Origin of the sequence: Pseudonocardia acidicola, assembly GCF_012911935.1 — a bacterium.
GTDB lineage: Bacteria > Actinomycetota > Actinomycetes > Mycobacteriales > Pseudonocardiaceae > Pseudonocardia > Pseudonocardia acidicola.
The window spans coordinates 1-17,383 of the sequence record NZ_JAAXLA010000068.1; the positions used below are offsets into that span (position 1 = coordinate 1).

General features: G+C 69.3%; 11 protein-coding genes and 1 pseudogene. 6 read left to right on the plus strand and 6 right to left on the minus strand.

Annotation, left to right across the window (positions count from 1 at the left end; genetic code table 11):
* Together HF526_RS26880 and HF526_RS26885 are read right to left on the minus strand one after the other, a co-directional pair.
* Nucleotides 1–237, minus strand: a pseudogene (locus HF526_RS26880) (transporter); the annotation flags it as partial.
* Nucleotides 238–1,006: 769 nt separating this feature from the next.
* Nucleotides 1,007–1,405 carry a hypothetical protein gene (locus HF526_RS26885; RefSeq protein WP_211177850.1) on the minus strand — a complete coding sequence of 133 codons (399 nt, stop codon included), beginning with the start codon at nt 1,403–1,405 and terminating at the stop codon, nt 1,007–1,009.
* Nucleotides 1,406–1,827: 422 nt separating this feature from the next.
* Between HF526_RS26885 and HF526_RS26890 the strand changes: the two genes are divergently transcribed.
* Entirely contained in the window at nt 1,828–3,000 is a 1,173-nt protein-coding gene (locus tag HF526_RS26890) for a pyridoxal phosphate-dependent aminotransferase (RefSeq protein WP_211177851.1), read from the plus strand.
* A gap of 96 nt (nt 3,001–3,096) precedes the next feature.
* Here the strand turns inward: HF526_RS26890 and HF526_RS26895 are convergent, their stop codons facing one another.
* Nucleotides 3,097–4,740 (minus strand): flavin-containing monooxygenase, encoded by a 1,644-nt coding sequence (locus HF526_RS26895; RefSeq protein WP_169384369.1) that lies wholly within the window; start codon nt 4,738–4,740, stop codon nt 3,097–3,099.
* Between the two features lie 138 nt (nt 4,741–4,878).
* Nucleotides 4,879–6,819, minus strand: coding sequence for a sigma-54-dependent Fis family transcriptional regulator (locus tag HF526_RS26900; RefSeq protein ID WP_338051774.1), 1,941 nt, complete (start codon nt 6,817–6,819; stop codon nt 4,879–4,881).
* Between the two features lie 152 nt (nt 6,820–6,971).
* On the opposite strand from HF526_RS26900, the gene HF526_RS26905 reads away from it, so the two are divergent.
* Nucleotides 6,972–8,039 carry an alpha/beta fold hydrolase gene (locus HF526_RS26905; RefSeq protein ID WP_169384370.1) on the plus strand — a complete coding sequence of 356 codons (1,068 nt, stop codon included), beginning with the start codon at nt 6,972–6,974 and terminating at the stop codon, nt 8,037–8,039.
* A gap of 156 nt (nt 8,040–8,195) precedes the next feature.
* The gene (gene bla, locus HF526_RS26910) at nt 8,196–9,089 is read left to right on the plus strand and encodes a class A beta-lactamase (protein WP_169384371.1); all 894 of its coding nucleotides are present in this window, start codon (nt 8,196–8,198) and stop codon (nt 9,087–9,089) included.
* 45 nt (nt 9,090–9,134) lie between these two features.
* Here bla and glnA read toward each other — a convergent pair whose 3' ends face one another.
* Together glnA and HF526_RS26920 are read right to left on the minus strand one after the other, a co-directional pair.
* The gene (gene glnA / locus HF526_RS26915) at nt 9,135–10,550 is read right to left on the minus strand and encodes a type I glutamate--ammonia ligase (protein ID WP_169384372.1); all 1,416 of its coding nucleotides are present in this window, start codon (nt 10,548–10,550) and stop codon (nt 9,135–9,137) included.
* 334 nt (nt 10,551–10,884) lie between these two features.
* On the minus strand, nt 10,885–13,305 hold the full coding sequence (locus tag HF526_RS26920) for an amino acid permease (RefSeq protein WP_211177852.1): 2,421 nt from the start codon (nt 13,303–13,305) through the stop codon (nt 10,885–10,887).
* Nucleotides 13,306–13,876: 571 nt separating this feature from the next.
* On the opposite strand from HF526_RS26920, the gene HF526_RS26925 reads away from it, so the two are divergent.
* The 3 genes from HF526_RS26925 to HF526_RS26935 all read left to right on the plus strand — a co-directional run bounded on the left by HF526_RS26925 (nt 13,877) and on the right by HF526_RS26935 (nt 17,004).
* Nucleotides 13,877–15,013, plus strand: a complete 1,137-nt coding sequence (locus HF526_RS26925; RefSeq protein ID WP_169384373.1) for a hypothetical protein — start codon at nt 13,877–13,879, stop codon at nt 15,011–15,013.
* 177 nt (nt 15,014–15,190) lie between these two features.
* Nucleotides 15,191–16,192: a permease gene (locus HF526_RS26930; RefSeq protein WP_211177856.1), complete on the plus strand. Its 1,002-nt coding sequence runs from the start codon at nt 15,191–15,193 to the stop codon at nt 16,190–16,192.
* Complete coding sequence (locus HF526_RS26935) at nt 16,189–17,004, plus strand: TIGR03943 family putative permease subunit (protein WP_169384375.1); 816 nt, start codon at nt 16,189–16,191, stop codon at nt 17,002–17,004. The genes HF526_RS26930 and HF526_RS26935 overlap by 4 nt, the downstream gene beginning before the upstream one ends.
* Nucleotides 17,005–17,383: the final 379 nt, after the last annotated feature.

The following is a 17,383-nucleotide window of genomic DNA, read 5'->3' on the forward strand; positions in this document are numbered from 1 at the left end:
GGGGCCGTCAGGGTGGGTTCCGAACTGCTCGGCGGTGGCTGCGGCGAGGGCGTCGGCGAGGGCACGGTCGTCCGCGAACTGGGCCTCCACCCGTTCGAGGTCGCGCTCCTCGCGCCAGTGCAGGACGCGGTCCCACGCCGAGGAGACCCCGAAGGATCGGTCGGTGGTGAGGGTGTAGTTGATGGTGACGAGCGCGAGCCCGATCGCGCCCGCCCACCAGGGCCAGTAGTTGCTCATGCGGGGCCTCTCATCCAATCGGCGAATCGGCTCCACCAGCGGCGCTTCGGGCGCGCCGTCTGCGGCGCGCGCGTCGGTCGGGCCGGTGGGGCCTCTGGGGACCGTGGAACCTGCGCGGATGCCCATGGCTGGGGTGGCCGGGCCGCTTCGGGGGCCGGTTCGAACGGTGACATCGGAATCCCGGTTCCCGGTGTCCCGGGACCGGGCCGTGGCGGCGGTCCGGATCTGGCTGCTTGTCCCGGCTCCGCTGTTGCGGGCCGGTCGGCGTCGGCAGCGCGTCGCAGGTGTTGCGCGTCGCGCCCGTTCGGGAGCAGCGAGATCGGCACGGGCCGGCCGGTGAGCGACAGCTTGTAGCGCGCACACCCGCGCCAGGCGTCGGTACTGTCGCAGTAGTAGTCGCGCCACCCGCGAAGGCTTGCGTTGAGTAGTGGGAAGAGCGGACACCCTTCGGCGTGCGAGCAGCCCATAGCCCTCCGATCCGCCACGCGCTACTTGGCGTAGCCGTGTGGCGCTCTCGTTGTCGTTGCGAAACTCGGCCTAGCGACCTAAGGGCGGAGAGTGTATCTGTACGATTACCCTGAGCTGAACGGGCTAGTCGAATCCATGGCTCGTTCAGTTGAGCCCAACGTCACCCGGATCGGATGCGCCGCCGTCGTTGTGGGTGAGCCTCCTCCGCCGCTGGGGGCCAACCTCGGCGCGGTGCGCAGCAGGCCGTCGCGAGGCTCGCCTTGTACTTCCCTCCACGCGGCACGCGGTCGCTGCGCGGAATTCAGCCGCTCGTGACGTCCAGCTCTTGGCGCATGCCGTCGATGTAGTGGTTGGGCTGGTTGCACACCAACTCGTAACGACCCGGGGGCAGCGTCACGCTGATCCAACCGACCGTGCCGGAAGCGAGCCCGTCCCCGGCGCCGGCAGCGCAACTGGCGGAGGCCTCCCCCAGGCTTCCGCTCTCGTCGACCTTCCCGTCGGAACCGGAGACACGCCGCCCGGCCGCGTACCCCGGCTGGAGGGGCAGAACCACAAGCTCGTGGGTGCGCCACCCCACGTTCTCGGCCACAAAGCTGACCTGCCCCGCCGGGACCGTGGCCGGCACCGCACGCAACAGCATGCGGGCACCCATCGGCGCGGGCCCGTTCATCATCGACATCATGCCCGCGTCGGCGAGCATCACCGTCACGGTGCGCCCCGGCAGCGACCCCGGGGCCGAGCACGTCAGCCTCGAGAAGTTGTAGCCCCCTACGCCAGGACCTCCCGACCCGGCGCCTACCGGCGGACCCGTTCCACCACAACCAGCCACGACCACAGCGGCAGCACCCAGCCCGAGTGCGGCAAGAATCCTCGACCTCGTCACAACACGAGCCTCATCGCTGAGGTTCATCGCGGTAGGGACCAAAGGCCTCGCCTGCCTGACCGCGCGACTCGCCGTGGAGTTGAACGGTTCTCGTGCCGGTAGACGCAAGCAGCCCTTTGGTCGACAGCCGCCTGATCGGCACACAGTTGGTCGATGCGACGACCCGCCGGCTGTAGAGCAGCAGCGAGGCCGGGCCTATGTTCGAGCGGCGGCAGTGCACCAGAGGCCCGGGAGGACAGATGTCGCGGACCAGCGAAAAGGCGGGCCGGTTCACCGAGTCGGTGATCCGGGAGACGTTCCGGCTGGCCGCCCGGCACGGCGCCATCAATCTCGGGCAGGGCTTTCCCGACTTCGCCTGCCCGCCCGAGTTGAAGGAGGCGGCGTGCGCGGCGATCGCAGCCGACGACAACCAGTACCCGATGACCTTCGGCACCCCGGCGCTGCGGGCTGCGATCGCGGCGAAGACCGCGCGGACCTATCCGGGGTGGACGATCGATCCGGACACCGAGCTCTGCGTCACCTGCGGGGCGACCGAGGCACTGGTCGCGGTGGCGTTCGCGCTCCTCGATCCGGGCGACGAGGTGGTGCTGTTCGAGCCGTGGTACGAGAACTACCAGCCGAACGCGATCCTGGCCGGCGCCGTGCCCAGGCCGGTGCGGATGCGCGAGCCCGACTGGTCGTTCGACGAGGCGGAGCTGCGGGCGGCGTTCGGCCCGCGGACGAAGGCGGTGTTCCTCTGCCACCCGAACAACCCGACGGGGAAGGTCTACCGCGCCGACGAGCTCGCCGTGCTGGCCGAGCTGTGCCAGCGCTGGGACGCCGTCCTCGTCGTGGACTCGATCTACGAGCACATCCACTACCTCGGCCCGGGCGGATATCTGCCGCCTGCGCTCGTGCCGGGCCTGGAGGACCGGACGGTGACGGTCAATGCGCTGTCCAAGACCTACGCCGTGACCGGCTGGCGGGTCGGCTGGACCGTCGCGCCGCCGGACCTCACGGCGGCGATCCGGAAGGTGCACGACTTCCTCACGATCGCGGCGCCGGCCCCGCTGCAGGCCGCGGGCGTCGCGGCGATGGCGCTTCCCGCGGCCTACTACGCCGACCTCGCCGCCGGCTATCTCGCGCGGCGCGACCTGCTGTGCGATGCGCTGGAACGTATCGGGTTCGACCTGCGCCGCCCGGACGGGTCGTACTACGTCCTGTGTGATACGGCTCGGCTCGACCCTGCAGCCGACGGCGTCGCGTTCGCCCGCGACCTGATCACCGACATCGGGGTGTCCTGCGTCCCCGCGGTCTCCTTCTGGCGGCCGGAGAACGCCGAGTCCGGCCGGAGCAAGGTCCGCTTCGCGTTCCCCAAACAGCTGCAGACCCTGCGCGCCGCGGTCGAGCGGCTGGAGAAGCTCTGCGATTGACCACGCGGGGGGCGCTGTCCGGCGTTCTACCGGCGGCGGGGCCGAACTGGGAAGCGACGGGCGCCGGAGTCTGGGACCGGCGCCCGTCGCCGGACGTCAGCGGATCTCGAAGCCCTCATAGCCGGCGGCTGCCGCCTCGCTGCACTTCTCCCGATAGGTGCCGACACCACCGGTGTAGGACAGCACTCGCCGAGGCTTACCCGGCACGTTCGAGCCGAGGTACCACGACGTCGTCCTGGAGATCAGGTTGGCTGCGGCCGCCTCGTCGTGGTGCGCGACCCACGCGTCCTCGCCGTCCTTCGTCGGCTCGATCACCGTCTTGCCCTGGTCACGCAGGTAGCCGATGCAGTCGCTGATCCACTCCGTCTGCTGCTGGAGGCAGGTCGTCATGTTGCACAGTGCGGCGGACGGCGCGAGAGGAACGGCGGTGGTGAGCATGTTGGGGTAGCCGTGCACCATGAGGCCCATCGTGGTGCGGATGTCGCGGCCCCAGTCCGCTGCGAGCGACCGGCCGCCGCGACCCCGGATGTCGATGCGGGTGAGCGCGCCGGTGCCGGCATCGAACCCGGTCGCGAGGATGATCACGTCCAGCTCGTGGACGGTGCCGTCGCTCAGCACGATCCCCTCGGGTGCGATGCGTGCGATGGGGTTGTCACGCACGCCGACCAGTTCGACGTTCGGGCGGTGGTACACCTCCAGGTAGTCGGTCTCCAGCGGAACCCGGTGGGTGCCGAACCCGTAGTCCCGGGGGATCAGCACGTCGCACAGCCGCGGGTCCTTCAGCCGGGCGCGCATCTTCTCCCGGACGAACTCCGAGACCGCCTCGCTGACCTGCTCGTCGAAGAACATCTCGGCGAAGCCGGCCAGCCAGAGCTTCAGCGAGCCGTTCTCGTAGATCTCCTCCAGCACGTCCCGGCGCTGCTGCGGGGTCAGGTCGGACCAGACGTGCTCGAAGTCGTACTCGAAGCCGGTGAAGGTGTACGGCAGGGTCTTGCGCAGCTCGATGAAGCGCTCCTTGTAGGCGTCCACCTCCGCCGGCCCGAAGGCCGGGTTCTTCATGGGCAGGACGTACTGCGGGGTGCGGGCGAAGACGGTCAGGTGCTCGACCCGCTCGGCGATCGTCTGGATCACCTGGATGCCGGTCGCACCGATGCCGACCACCCCGACGCGCTTGCCGTCCAGGTCGACGCCCTCGTGCGGCCACCGTGAGGTGTGGACGAGCGTTCCACGGAAACCGTCCTGCCCGGTGAACACCTCGGACAGCGGCGCCGAGAGCATCCCGGCGCACGTGACCAGGAACTGCGTGTCGATCGTCTCGCCGCGGTCGGTGCGGACGATCCAGCGGTCACGCTTCTCGTCGAACCGCGCGCTCGTGACGGTGGTGGAGAACTGGATGTCGCGGCGCAGGTCGAGGCGGTCGGCGATGTAGTGCATCCATCGCTCGATCTCGGGCTGGTCGGGGAACCGCTGGCTCCAGCTCCAGTCCTTGTACAGCTCCTCGGAGAACAGGTACTGGTAGATGTACGCCTCGGAGTCGAACCTCGCCCCGGGGTAGCGGTTCCAGTACCAGGTTCCGCCGACATCGGACGCCGCGTCATACGCACGCACCCGTAGTCCCTGCTCACGCAGCTGGTGGAGCTGGTACAGACCTGCCACCCCGGCGCCGATGATCAGCGCATCGAGTTCCTGGGTGGCGGATGCGCCGTCGACCTCGGCCGTCGCTGCTGTGTCGGTGGTCATCTCGTGGTCTACCTCTCTGTGCCCTGGGTCACTCCAGTGACCTCATGGTCAGCGATGTCCCACATCGACGAGGTGTCCCAGATCGGGACGGTCCCGTGCATCGGGGCGCCGCCGGGCCGGCACCGAATGAGCAGACCTCTATCTGGTGATTCCGTAATGCTTGATCTTTCGGTAGAGCGTCGACCGGGCCAGACCGAGTGCTGTTGCTGCTGCGACGCGGTTGCCGTCCGCGTCGTTGAGGGCCTTGACGATCGCGTCCCGCTCGACCTCGTCGACGTGGCGCAGCGAGCGTCGTGGCGTGCTGTGGCAGAAGGCCGGAAGATCGTTGGCCTCGAGGGCCCCGACGGGTCGCCTGGACAGCGCGGCGGTCAATGCCTCCTTGAGCTGCCGGACGTTACCCGGCCACCGGTAACGCATGATCACGCGCAGGGCGTCGCGCGTGAGCCGGACGTCGCGGTGCGGAGCCAGTTCGGCCAGCATCGCCGTGGCCAGCGCGGCGATGTCGGCGCCACGGTGGCGAAGTGGCGGGACGGTGACCGAGGCCCGGAAGCAGGGCAACAGCGCACGGTAGGGCGCCTCGTTCGGGGGCGTCTCGGCGGCCGTGGCAGCGAGGTAGATCGGCGAGTGGGGCTCCGGTGCGTCGCGGACGGCGTCGAGCAGCCGATCGACGGTCGCCTCGGTCAAGCGGTCGATGTCCCGCATGATGTAGAGCGAGGGGGCTGCATCCGACTGCAGCAGCAGCGCGATGGTGTCCTCGGGGGCCTGGTTGATGTCCTCGGCATGCAGCGCGACGCTGCGCCCGTTGTCGTGGACGAGGTGGTAGAGCTCGGCGATGAGCGTGAACCGGCCGGTGCCGGGTTCGCCGAGTACGAGCAGGGCGTCGTGAGCCCGAAGCGCCGCTTCGATGTCGGCCGCTGCGGCTCGCCATGCGGGGGTTCGGCCGGCCGCGCTGCCGCGACCCCGGGGCGGCGTTCCTTGCGACGGCGCGGCAGCGTCAGGGCGCCTGGTCCCGGCGACGACACGCCCCGATCCCGCGGCAGATCGGCCGGAGAGACGGGCGGGGCGGTCCTCGTCGGCGAGTACGGTGACGACGACGATCATGCCGGCGATCTCGGCGCCGACCGTCACCCGCGTGCCGCGGAGGCGGACCCCGGCTCCCGAAGGAAGATCGAGTTCATCGTCCACGGTGCCGTGGCGTGCCATGAGGAACCGCGTGTGATCCTGCAGGGCCGCAAGGTCGGTCAGATCGAGCAGCGTCTGCATCATCGTGTTGGCCATGACGACGCGCTGCCCGACCGCCATCACCGCTTCCCGGCAACGGGCATCGATGCGCGCGTAGGCGTCGAACAGGGCCTGCTGGGGCTGATTGCGATCCAGGAGCAGGTTGCGCTCGATGTCGCGCGCCGCCGAGCGGACGAGCGAGTGCATGACCGGGCTGGACTGATCGCTCAGACAGCTGACGTCCAGGATCCCCTCGATGCGGCCGCTGAACGGGTCACGAATCGGCGCGCCGGCGCAGGAGAAGGTCTGCAGCGACTCGACGAAATGCTCCGGGCCGACGATGTGCACCGACTCCCCGGACTCCAGGACCGTCCCGACACCGTTGGTGCCGACGGAGCCCTCCGCGTAGCCGAAGCCCTGGGCGAAGTACACCTTGTCCAGCAGGCGCCCGATCCAGGCGTTGCTGTCCGTCCGGCTGAGTATGCGTGCTCGGTTGTCGGTCAGGGCGACGCTGATCGGGACGTCGGCGACCTCGTCGGACAGGCGTTCGATGATCGGTTGGGCGCAGCGTACGAGCCGTGAGCTCAGATCGAGTTCGGTGTGGAAGTCGCTGGCCAACTCGTGCGGGCGCACACCGCACGACGCACTGCGTCGCCAGGACGCCGCGACGTGGTCGGGCACGCCGTACAGGTCGTCATCGCCGCTGCTGAGGAAGTCCGCGCGTGCCGTGGCGACGAGCAACCGCCGCTCCATGGCGTCATCCACGAGGTACACCCCCTTGTGTCTCTCGACACATGGTGGGCCAGTAGTCGAACCGAGGACCTGTCCCAGTATCGGACACCTCCGCCCGTGGGACACCGAACACAGTCGATCTGCGTTCTGGGGCGGCGACGCCACGGGCGTCTTCGGGCGGCCGCCGGTCGGCACCCGTGGGGACGTCGGACTCACCGTTTGATCGACAGGGAGGTCGCAGCGATGACGGCTACGGACATGATGGTCGAGGTCGTGGCGTGAGCGCCGTCGACAACCCCTTCTACAGCCACGAGTTCCACGGCGACTACGAGCTGATCAGCATCGGTCGCCTGGACCTGGAGGAAGGGGGATCGATTCCGGACTGCCAGCTGGCGGTCGCCACCTTCGGGAGGCTGTCCGAGGCGAAGGACAACGCGATCCTGGTCAGCACCTGGTACTCGGGCACCCACCAGATCTGGCGCGACGCCTACATCGGCCCTGGACACGCCCTGGACCCGGCAAAGTACTTCATCGTCGTGGTCGACCAGATCGGCAGCGGCCTGTCCACCTCCCCGCACAACGCCGGCGGGCCGAACGCGGACATCGCGATGTCCAAGTTCCCGCACGTGCGGATCGGCGACGACGTGGTCGCCCAGGAGCGGTTGCTGCGTGAGCACTTCGGCATCACATCGCTCGAGCTCGTGGTCGGCGGGTCGATGGGGGCGCAACAGACCTACGAGTGGATGGTCCGGTTCCCGGAGAAGGTCAAACGAGCCGCTCCGATCGCCGGGACGGCGCGCAACACCCCGCACGACTTCCTGTTCACCAAGGCCCTGATCGAGGCGATCACCTCCGATCCCGGCTGGAGCGGCGGGGAGTACACCTCCAACGCCGACGTCGTCGCGGGCCTCACCCGGCATGCCGGCATCTGGGCGGTGATGGGCTTCTCCACCGAGTTCTGGAAGCAGGAGGTCTGGCGCGCCCTGGACTTCGACTCGAAGGAGGCCTTCATGGCCGGATTCCTCGAGCCCTACTTCACCGCGATGGACCCCAACGACCTGCTGTGCATGGCGTGGAAGTGGCAGCGCGGCGACGTCAGCCGGCATACCGGCGGCGACCTCGCCGCAGCACTCGGGCGCGTCACTGCGAAGACGTTCGTCATGCCGATCGATGAGGACATGTTCTTCCCTGTCCGGGACTGCCGGGCCGAGCAGGAACTGATCGCCGGCAGCGAGCTGCGAGTCATCGACGACGTGCTCGGCCACCTCGGGCTGTTCTCGGTCAACCCCGAGTACATGCCGCAGGTCGACCGGCACCTCAGCGAGCTGCTCGGCACGAAGGTCTGAACTTCGGCGGCGAGGCGGGGAGGTCGAGTCGCCGCCCCGCCGCCGGCAGTCCTGATCCGGCGACGCGGTGGGCGGGGACGCTCGGTTCGGATGCCGGCCCGTGTGCGTCCGGGCTCGTCGCCTGCCGGATCCGGCGGTCGTGTTTGAGTGGTGCACATGATCGACAGGCGCCGGCTTCTCACCGGTCTGTTCGCCGCCCCACTGGTCACGGCATGCGGCGCACCCGCAGCGACCCCACCGGTCCCACCGGCGACGACGCGTCCCACCCCGGGACCGCGCTTCGAGGACCTCGAGCGACGGTACGGCGCTCGACTCGGCGTCTACGCCGTCAACGCCACCACCAGCCGCTTCGTCGCTCATCGCCAGGACGAACGCTTCGCTCTCTGCTCGACCTTCAAGACCTACGCCGCCGGCGCTCTGCTGCATGCGCATCCGCGTGACAGCGAGTTCTGGAGCTCGATCGTCCGTTACTCCCGATCCGAGATCGTCTCGTACTCACCGGTCACCGAGCAGCACGTCGAGACCGGCATGACCGCGGCGCAGCTGTGCGAAGCCGCCATCACGCACAGCGACAACACCGCAGGCAACCAGCTGCTCAAGCTGCTCGGCGGCCCGCCCGCGATCGGCGCCTTCGCCCGTGAGATCGGCGACCCGGCAACCCGCCTGGACCGGTGGGAGACCGACCTCAACAGCGCGATCCCCGGAGACGACCGCGACACCACCACTCCTGCGGCCATCGCCGCCGGCTATCGCGCCATGGTGCTCGGCACCGCCCTGGGCGCGGCTGAGCGCGGCCAGCTCAAGGACTGGCTCATCGCGAACACCACCGGAGCGGAGCGAATCCGGGCCGCGGTTCCGCCCGGCTGGACGACCGGGGACAAGACCGGAAGCGGCTCCTACGGCACCGCGAACGACATCGCGGTGACGTGGTCGCCCGCCGGCGAAGCACTGGTGATCGCCATTCTCTCCGGCAGGACGAGCGCGGACGCCGTTTACGACAACGCCCTGATCGCCGCCGCGGCCGGACTGGTCATCGACGCGCTCCGATGAGCGGCCAGGACATGTCCGGGCGCTCGGCGCAGGTCGACGGAGTCCTCAGAGGTCGTAGTAGAGCATGAACTCCCAGGGGTGCGGCCGCAGCCGGATCTGGTCGACCTCCTTGGACCGCTTGTAGTCGATCCAGGTCTCGATCAGGTCGTCGGTGAAGACGCCGCCCTCGACGAGGAAGTCGTGATCCGTCTCCAGGGCGTCCAGGACCGCTTCCAGCGACGCCGGGACGTGCTTCACCGATACCGCCTGCTCGGGCTCGAGCTCATAGAGGTCCCGGTCGATCGGGTCCGGCGGCTCGATCTTGTTCCGGATCCCGTCCAGGCCGGCCTGCAACATCGCGGAGAAGGCCAGGTAGGGGTTCGCGGTGGGGTCAGGCGGGCGGTACTCGAGGCGCTTGGCCTTGGGGCCCTGCATGTACATGGGGATGCGGACGCAGGCCGAGCGGTTGCGCTGCGAGTAGACGAGGTTGATCGGTGCCTCGTAGCCGGGGACCAGCCGGCGGTAGGAGTTGGTGGTCGGCGCGCAGAACGCCAGCAGCGCGGGAGAATGCTCGAGGAGCCCGCCGATGTAGTACCGGGCCAGGTCGCTGAGGCCCGCGTACCCCGCCTCGTCGTAGAAGAGGTTCTCCCCGTTCTTCCACAGCGACTGGTGGACGTGCATGCCCGAGCCGTTGTCGGCGAAGACCGGCTTCGGCATGAAGGTGGCCGTCTTGCCCGCCTGCCAGGCGACGTTCTTGACCACGTACTTGTAGTTCATGACGTTGTCCGCCATGGACAGCAGGGACGAGAAGCGCATGTCCATCTCGGCCTGCCCGGCGGTACCCACCTCGTGGTGCTGGACCTCGATGGGGATGCCCAGCTCGATGAGGGTCAGGGCCATCTTGCTGCGCAGGTCCTGGTGCTGGTCCATGGGGGGCACCGGGAAGTACCCCTCCTTGTACCGGGGGCGGTAGCCGCGGCTCCCCGGTTGTCCGGAGGCCCAGACCCCCTCGACCGACTCGACGTGGTAGTAGCCCTCGTGCTGGTTCTGGTCGAAGCGCGCCCCGTCGAAGATGTAGAACTCCAGCTCGGGGCCCCAGTAGGAGATGTCGGCCATGCCGGTGGCCTGCAGGTGGGCCTCCGCCTTCCTCGCGATGTAGCGCGGATCGCGCGAGTAGTTCTCCCGCGTCAAGGGGTCGACGACGAAGCAGTGGATCTGAAGGGTGGGCACCTCGCGGAACGGGTCCATCACCGCCGTCTCCGGGTCCGGCATCAGGAGCATGTCGGACTCGTGGATCGCCTGGAACCCGCGGATCGAGGAGCCGTCGAAGCCGTAGCCCGACTCGATGCCCTCCTCGGTGAGCTCCTCCACGGGAATGGAGAAGTGCTGCATCAGTCCCGGGAGGTCGCAGAACCGAAGATCCACGATCCGCGCACCACCGTCCTGCGCGAGGGTGAGGACGTCTTGCGGCGTTTTGGACATAACCAGCTCCTTGTCGAATTCGGCCGGCATGCTGGACGGTCATTCCAGGATTCCCGAGATTCACGTGCTGAGGAACAGCTCGCGATACGGCGGGAGGCGATATCACGCCGATGGTCCAGTGCATCGGCCACGCCGTGCCCGGGGCGGCCGGAACTCGCGCTGCACCCCATGGCCGAAATGGATCATCGCTCCGGAACCGCAGGTGACCGGTTCACGGCGAATGATTATCGTGCCGTTTCGTCGGCGCCCTCACGGTCAGTCGTGGTCGTAACGAACCAACGGCCGTACCGAACATCGGGCCGTGAGCGGGGAGAAGCGCACAGTGCTCGCCGGATCAGCGCTCGGCTGTGCCGTCCGCGACGTTGTCGGAGGCTTCGTCGGGCAGCAGCCGGTAGTCGGGATCGGTGAGGGCGAGCTGATCGGCGAAGCGGCTGGGGCGGCCGTGCAGGCGAATACGGCGTCCGGGCTCGACGCCCTTGATGTGCGAGCGGCCGTAGAAGCGGGCGGTGATGCTGCCGGTCTGGTCGCTCACCCGGCAGGTCAACACCGGGGTGCCGTCGGAGGCGGTGAGGTCGACGCTGTTGATGCGGCCGGTGATGGTGGCCGGTCCGCGGTCGCCGAGCTCCGAGATGGGGATGGGGACGGATCGGTCTGCGGCGGTGATGGGCTGAGGCTGCGTTGCCTCCGGCTCGGAAGCGACGGGACGCCTCCCGTCGTCCGACGGCTGCTGCGCGGTGAGCCGGTGCCGGGTGTCGGTGAAGGTCTCACCGTGGCGGTGGGCCTGGGACAGTCGCTGGACCGGTCCGCTGACGTCGAAGGGGATGATGGTGGCGGCGGCGTGGGGGACGCGGCTGATGCGGTCCGCGATGTGGTCGGCGGTGCGGTCGTGCAGCAGCCGGCCCAACACCGGGGCGTAGACGCGCCGGGGCAGCAGGACCGTGACCTCGGTGCGCCCGTCGGCGGTGCGCTCCCTGATCAGCTCGACGGAGGCTCGGCCGAGCCGGCGGTCGCGACATTCGAGCAGGTCCAGACCGACGTCGCCGCGTTGAATGCGCCGCCATCGCTCGGCCAGCCGGCGCGCCCGGGTCTCGTCGAGGACGAAGTGCACCGCCCGGATCTGGGTGGGCCGCAGGCCGCGGGCGTAGCGCAGAGCGCGCAGGGTGGCCAGATCGAGGGTGTCCACGAAGACCAGCACGACATGGCGGGCCCAGTTGGGTTCGACGTCGAGGATCGGAGCCAGCGCGGCCAGCGCGGCTTCCTCCTCCCGGTACTGGCGGTTGAGCCGGATCAGCGCGAACACCAGGATCGGGAACAGGACGACCACGGCCCAGGCGCCCTCGGTGAACTTGACCACCGCGAAGATCGCGACCACGAGCAGCGACAGCCCGCCGCCGCACGCGTTGATCACCAGCTTGCGCCGCCACCCCGCCTCCCGGTGGGTGAGGTGGTACTTGGTCATGCCGAATCCGGCCATGGTGAAGCCGGTGAACACGCCGATGGCGTAGAAGGGCACCAGCGCGGACACGGTGCCCCCGGAGACCACCAGCAACGCGATCGCGACCACGGCCAGCACGATGATGCCGTTGGAGAACACCAGGCGATGCCCGCGCTTGGTCAGTTGCCGCGGCAGGAACGAGTCCCCGGCGACGAAGCTGGCCAGGAACGGGAACCCGTTGAAGCTGGTGTTCGCCCCGGTGTAGAGGATCAGGGCCGTCACCGCCTGGACGGCGTCGAATAGCACCGTGCCCAGCGTCCCGGTGCCGAACACCGCCCGGACCTCCTGGGAGATCACCGACGGATAGCCGCTCTCGTACGGGGTCGCGTGGGTGAGATGCGCCAGCCAGGACACCCCTGCGACCAGGAACCCCAGCGTCGAGGCCATGACCACCAGGACCCGGCGGGCGTTCACCCCCTCGGGCTTGCGGAACGCGCTGACCCCGTTGGAGATCGCTTCCAGACCGGTCAGCGAGGACCCGCCGTTGGCGAACGATCGCGCCAGCGTGAGGACGACGACGCCCAGCGCCAACCCGGACCCGCCCCCGACCGGAACCGCGCCGGGCAGTGTCGCCGGGTCGTACCGGGGCAGGTTGCCCAGCAGTTCCCGGATCACCCCGACCACGACCACCGCAGCGATCGCGCCGGTGAACAGGTAGGTGGGGAGTGCGAAAGCTCGGGCCGCCTCGCGGATCCCGCGCAGATTGCCGTACGCCAGGAGGATCACCACCCCGACGGTGATCTCCAAGCTGTACGGGCCGAGGACGGGTATCGCCGAGACCACGGCAACCGTCCCGGCCGCGGTCTGCACCGCGACGGTCACCACGTAGTCGATCAGCAACGCGACCGCCGCTATCTGGGCCACCCGAGGGCCGAAGTTCTCCCGCGCCACCACATAGGACCCGCCGGCCTTGGTGTAGACCTGCACGACCTCCCGATAGGACAAGGTCAGCAGCACCAGCAGCGCCAGCACCACGCCGGTGATCGACAGCACCAGGCTGAACGCCGCCAGGCCGAACACCGGCAGCAACTCCACCAGCATCTGCTCGGTGCCGTAGGCGGCGGAGGAGACGCAGTCGGGGGCCAGCACACCCAGCGCCATGGCGTTGGGCAGCCGCTCCTCGTGCAACCGCTCGGTGACCAGCGGCGCTCCGAGGAACAGCCGTTTGAGCCGGTACCCGAGGGGCTCGGGCACCACTGCCCCGCCCGCCGGGCCCGCCGCCGCGGATGACGGCGCCAGGTCTGCGTCAGGTTCAGTCACGACACCCCTCGATCCGCTCGCCCGGAGCCCCGGGCGAACAATGGTGGACGCGTGCACCCCGCAACTCCGGGAGCCGGACCGGCCACGACGTCGTCGGCGACGAAGGGTCCGGGCGACGCGGGCCGCAACGTGGCACCAGCATCCGGGTCGGTCCTCCACGTGCTCCGCGGGCAGTGCTCCCCGCCAGTACGCCGATCAGGGCAGCAGCGCGTTCCGGACAGAGCAGGGAACAGCAAACATGGCCGTCGATGCAGGCCGCCACTGCAAAGCGACGAACGGCTATTCCGCCACGACGAGCTACCGGCTCCGGTTGGAAAATAAGAAGTTCTCGATGTTCTCTCTGATTGAGTGTTGAATCCCATTTCGGGTACCGCAAGCCGACCCTCCGACGCTCGTGCACGAGGAATTTGTCCGCATCGGACGAATTCATGGATCAGACGTACGACGGCCGTCACGGCCGATCTGCGCCGGCGTCACCGGTTCATCACCTCGACCGGTGAATCTTTGGCCGCTGCTTCCGCCGAGCGGGTGACAGGCCCGCTGGGCGGTTTTCGGTCTTTCCGGAGAGGTTGTGAGTTTCAAGATGAGCAGGCGCACCCAAAGACTCCTCGGCGGCGTGACGGTGGCCGGTGTGGCCACCGCGCTCGTCGCGGGCGGACTCGGACTGTCCGCCGCGTCCGCTGCGCCCGCGCCGGTGCCGGCGGGTTCTGGCGGTGGGGTCAGCGTGCCGGCCGGCTTCTCCGCCCACGTCCTCATCTCCGGTGGCGCGTCGACGATCGGTCCGGATGACATCACCAAGCTGGGCGACCGGCTCTACGTCGGGTTTCAGAACGGCGTCGGCTCCGAGGGCCAGCCGTCGCCCTCCGGGCAGACGCAGAGCACCGTCGTCGAATACACCCTGCAGGGCAGGGAGGTCGCGCACTGGAACCTGACCGGAAAGGTGGACGGCCTCACCGCCGACCCGGCCGGGCACCGCGTGCTGGCCACGGTCAACGAGGACGCCCACAGCAGCCTGTACGCGATCAGCCCGGACGACCACGGGCAGGTCCGGCACTACCAGTACAGCCCCAGCCCGCTGCCGCACGGCGGTGGGACCGACAGCATCACCGTCCGGGACGGCGTCATCTACATCGTCGGGTCCGCGCCCGCCGCGAACGCCGACGGCACGACCTACAGCGGGCCCGCTCTGTACCGGGTGGCCCTCGACGGAACCACGGCCCGCGCCACACCGGTCTTCCAGGACAACTCGGCTGCCACGGACGCCGTGACCGGCAAGCAGGTCACCTTGAACCTCTCCGACCCGGACTCCAGCGAGTTCGTGCCGGGCTCCGCCCCCCGGTTCGGCGGCGATCTGCTGCTGGACAGCCAGGGAGACTCCCGGCTGGTGTTCCTCGCGCACCCCGATGGCCACCCGGCCGCGACGGTGCTCAACCTGAACACCCAGGTCGATGACACCGCGTTCGCCACCGGCTCGCGCGGCACGCTCTACGTGGTCGACAGTGCCAAGAACGCGGTTCTCGCCGTCCGGGGCGATTTCCGGCCCGGTGAGGCCTTCACCTCGGTCCCGAACGATTCCAGCACGCTTCCCGGCGTGCTCGGGCGTCTCGACCTCAAGACCGGCCAGGTCACCTCGTTCGGCACGGGCTTCGGCAGCCCCAAGGGGTTGCTGTTCGTGACCGACGGCGCTGGTGACGGCGACGAGCAGTAACGGCGGCAACCGACGGCGAACGGCCCCTGGCCTGGAAACAGGTCAGGGGCCGTACGTCGACCGAGAATTTCGCATAGCTCACTGTCTGGTCGCGCGCCGGTAACGCCGCGCCGGACGCCACGACAATCCCCCCGGAGCGCTGTCGAGGGGAAGGACCCGAACGTGGCGTTGGACGGCATGCCTGCGGACGTCGCGCGACGGCAGCGCGAGCTGCAGCGCAATCCGCCACCGTTGCCGGCCGCGCCGTTCCTGCTCGTCGGCCTGGGCGTCGCCGCGCTGATCGGCCAGTTCGCCTTCGAGGTGCTCGTCGGCACGAACGAGGCCATGCAGACCTGGTCGACGATCTTCGTCGCCATCGTGCTGCAGGCGATCCCGTTCCTGGTGCTCGGCGTGGTGCTGTCCGCGGCGATCTCGGCCTTCGTCCCGGAGGGGGCGATCAACCGTGCGCTGCCGCGGCGGCCTGCGCTCGCCGTCCCGGTGGCGGGGCTGGCGGGGGCCGCCCTGCCCGGCTGCGAGTGTGCGTCGGTGCCGGTGGCGGGGCGGATGATCGCCGACGGAGTGTCCTCGCCTGCCGCGCTGACGTTCCTGCTCTCCGCCCCGGCGGTGAACCCGGTGGTGCTCGTCGCGACCGCGGTGGCGTTCCCGCAGGCCCCGGGCATCGTGCTCGCCCGGTTCGTCGCGTCGCTCGCGCTGGCGATGGTGATGGGCTGGTTGTGGTCGCGGTTCGGGCGTCCGGAGTGGTTGCGCCCGCCGCGCCGGATCCACATCGAGGGCGGCTCGCGGTGGCAGAACTTCCGCCTGACCGCCCAGCACGACTTCCTGCAGGCCGGTGGCTTCCTCGTCGTCGGCGCGTTGTTCGCGGCGACGCTGAACGTGGCCGTCGACCCGAACTGGTCGTCGGCCGTAGCCGGTGACCCGGTGGTGTCGGTACTGGTGCTGGGGTTGTTGGCGGTGCTGCTGGCGGTCTGCTCCGAGGCCGACGCGTTCGTGGTCGCGAGCCTCACCGGTTTCTCGATGACGGCGAAGCTCGCCTTCATGGTGGTCGGTCCGGCGGTGGACCTGAAGCTGATCGCGATGCAGGCCGGCACGTTCGGCCGCCGGTTCGCGGTGCGGTTCGCGCCCGCGACGTTCGCCGCCGCGATCGCGCTCAGCCTGCTGGTCGGGGGGCTGCTGCTGTGAGGCAGAAGATCGCACCGGTCCTGCTGTTCGTGGTGGGTGCGGTGGTGCTGCGCCTCGCGCTGTTCGGTGACTTCCTCGACTACGTCAAACCCAGCCAGGGCCCGCTGCTGATCGTCGCGGGCGCGCTGCTCATGGTGTGCGGGCTCGTCGGTGTGGTCCACGACATGCGCCGCGACGGCGCCGAGCCGGCGGCCCCCACGGCGCGCAGCCGCCGGGCGACGCTGCATACGCACGGCCCGCTGCGGGTCGACCCTGCGGTGATCGAGCAGGTGCGTCAGAAGGAGCACGACCACGGTCACGGCCACGACCACGGTCGCACCCCGGGCGTCGCCTGGTTGCTGATGCTGCCGATGTTCCTGGTGCTGCTGGTGCCGCCGCCGGCGCTCGGCGCCTACGCCGCGAGTCGCGCGGGGGCGCCCGTGCCGCAGCCGTTGGCCCATCGGGAGTATCTCCCGCTGCCGGCGGGCGGTCCGGTTCCGCTGGCGGTACACGACTACGCCGAGCGTGCGGCCTGGGACGGCGGCCGCACGCTGGTGAGCCGCACCGTGACGCTCACGGGTTTCGTGACACCCAAGGACGACGGCGGCTGGTACCTGACCCGGATCATGATCACCTGCTGTGCCGCGGACTCGCGCAGCTATCTCGTCGAGGTCGTCGGGTCCGGACGGTCGCCGGCGGCCAACGCCTGGGAACGGGTCACCGGGACCTACACCCCGGGTGCGCCGACCGCCCAGGGCGGGAAGACCGCCCGCATCACGGCCACCGCGGTGACCCCGGCCGACCAGCCTCAGAACCCTTACGAACTGCCCTGACGGGGCGTTCGGCCGCAGTCCTCGGGCACCTGCACGGCTCCGCCGTACTCGGCGGCGGGCAGGGCCTTCGTGCTCTGCGGTTCGTGCCGTATGCCTGCGCGACACCTGTCCACGACCTGTGTGGCAGCTGTGCGATATCGCCGCGAAAGATCCCGACGGCCGACGTGACCTCCTTCACGGAAGCGGCCCTCTCAACGGGCTCAAATCAGACAAAATCGTCTTTTTGCCGAGCGAATGGTTCGCAGGCGCCATCACTCGAACGAGTGGCCTGTAACGGCCGAGGTTCGGGAGTGGATAAACGCTCCGTCACAGATCGGATACTCGATGTACTCCAAATGGACGTAAGAGTACGTCGCCAGCGCTGCACGACGAATGTCGG

Coding starts and splice junctions, on each gene's coding strand:
- HF526_RS26885 (WP_211177850.1), bottom strand. CDS start 1,405: ATGCTCGCCGACGCGGGCATGATGTCGATGATGAACGGGCCCGCGCCG.
- HF526_RS26890 (WP_211177851.1), top strand. CDS start 1,828: ATGTCGCGGACCAGCGAAAAGGCGGGCCGGTTCACCGAGTCGGTGATC.
- HF526_RS26895 (WP_169384369.1), bottom strand. CDS start 4,740: ATGACCACCGACACAGCAGCGACGGCCGAGGTCGACGGCGCATCCGCC.
- bla (WP_169384371.1), top strand. CDS start 8,196: ATGATCGACAGGCGCCGGCTTCTCACCGGTCTGTTCGCCGCCCCACTG.
- glnA (WP_169384372.1), bottom strand. CDS start 10,550: ATGTCCAAAACGCCGCAAGACGTCCTCACCCTCGCGCAGGACGGTGGT.
- HF526_RS26930 (WP_211177856.1), top strand. CDS start 15,191: ATGCCTGCGGACGTCGCGCGACGGCAGCGCGAGCTGCAGCGCAATCCG.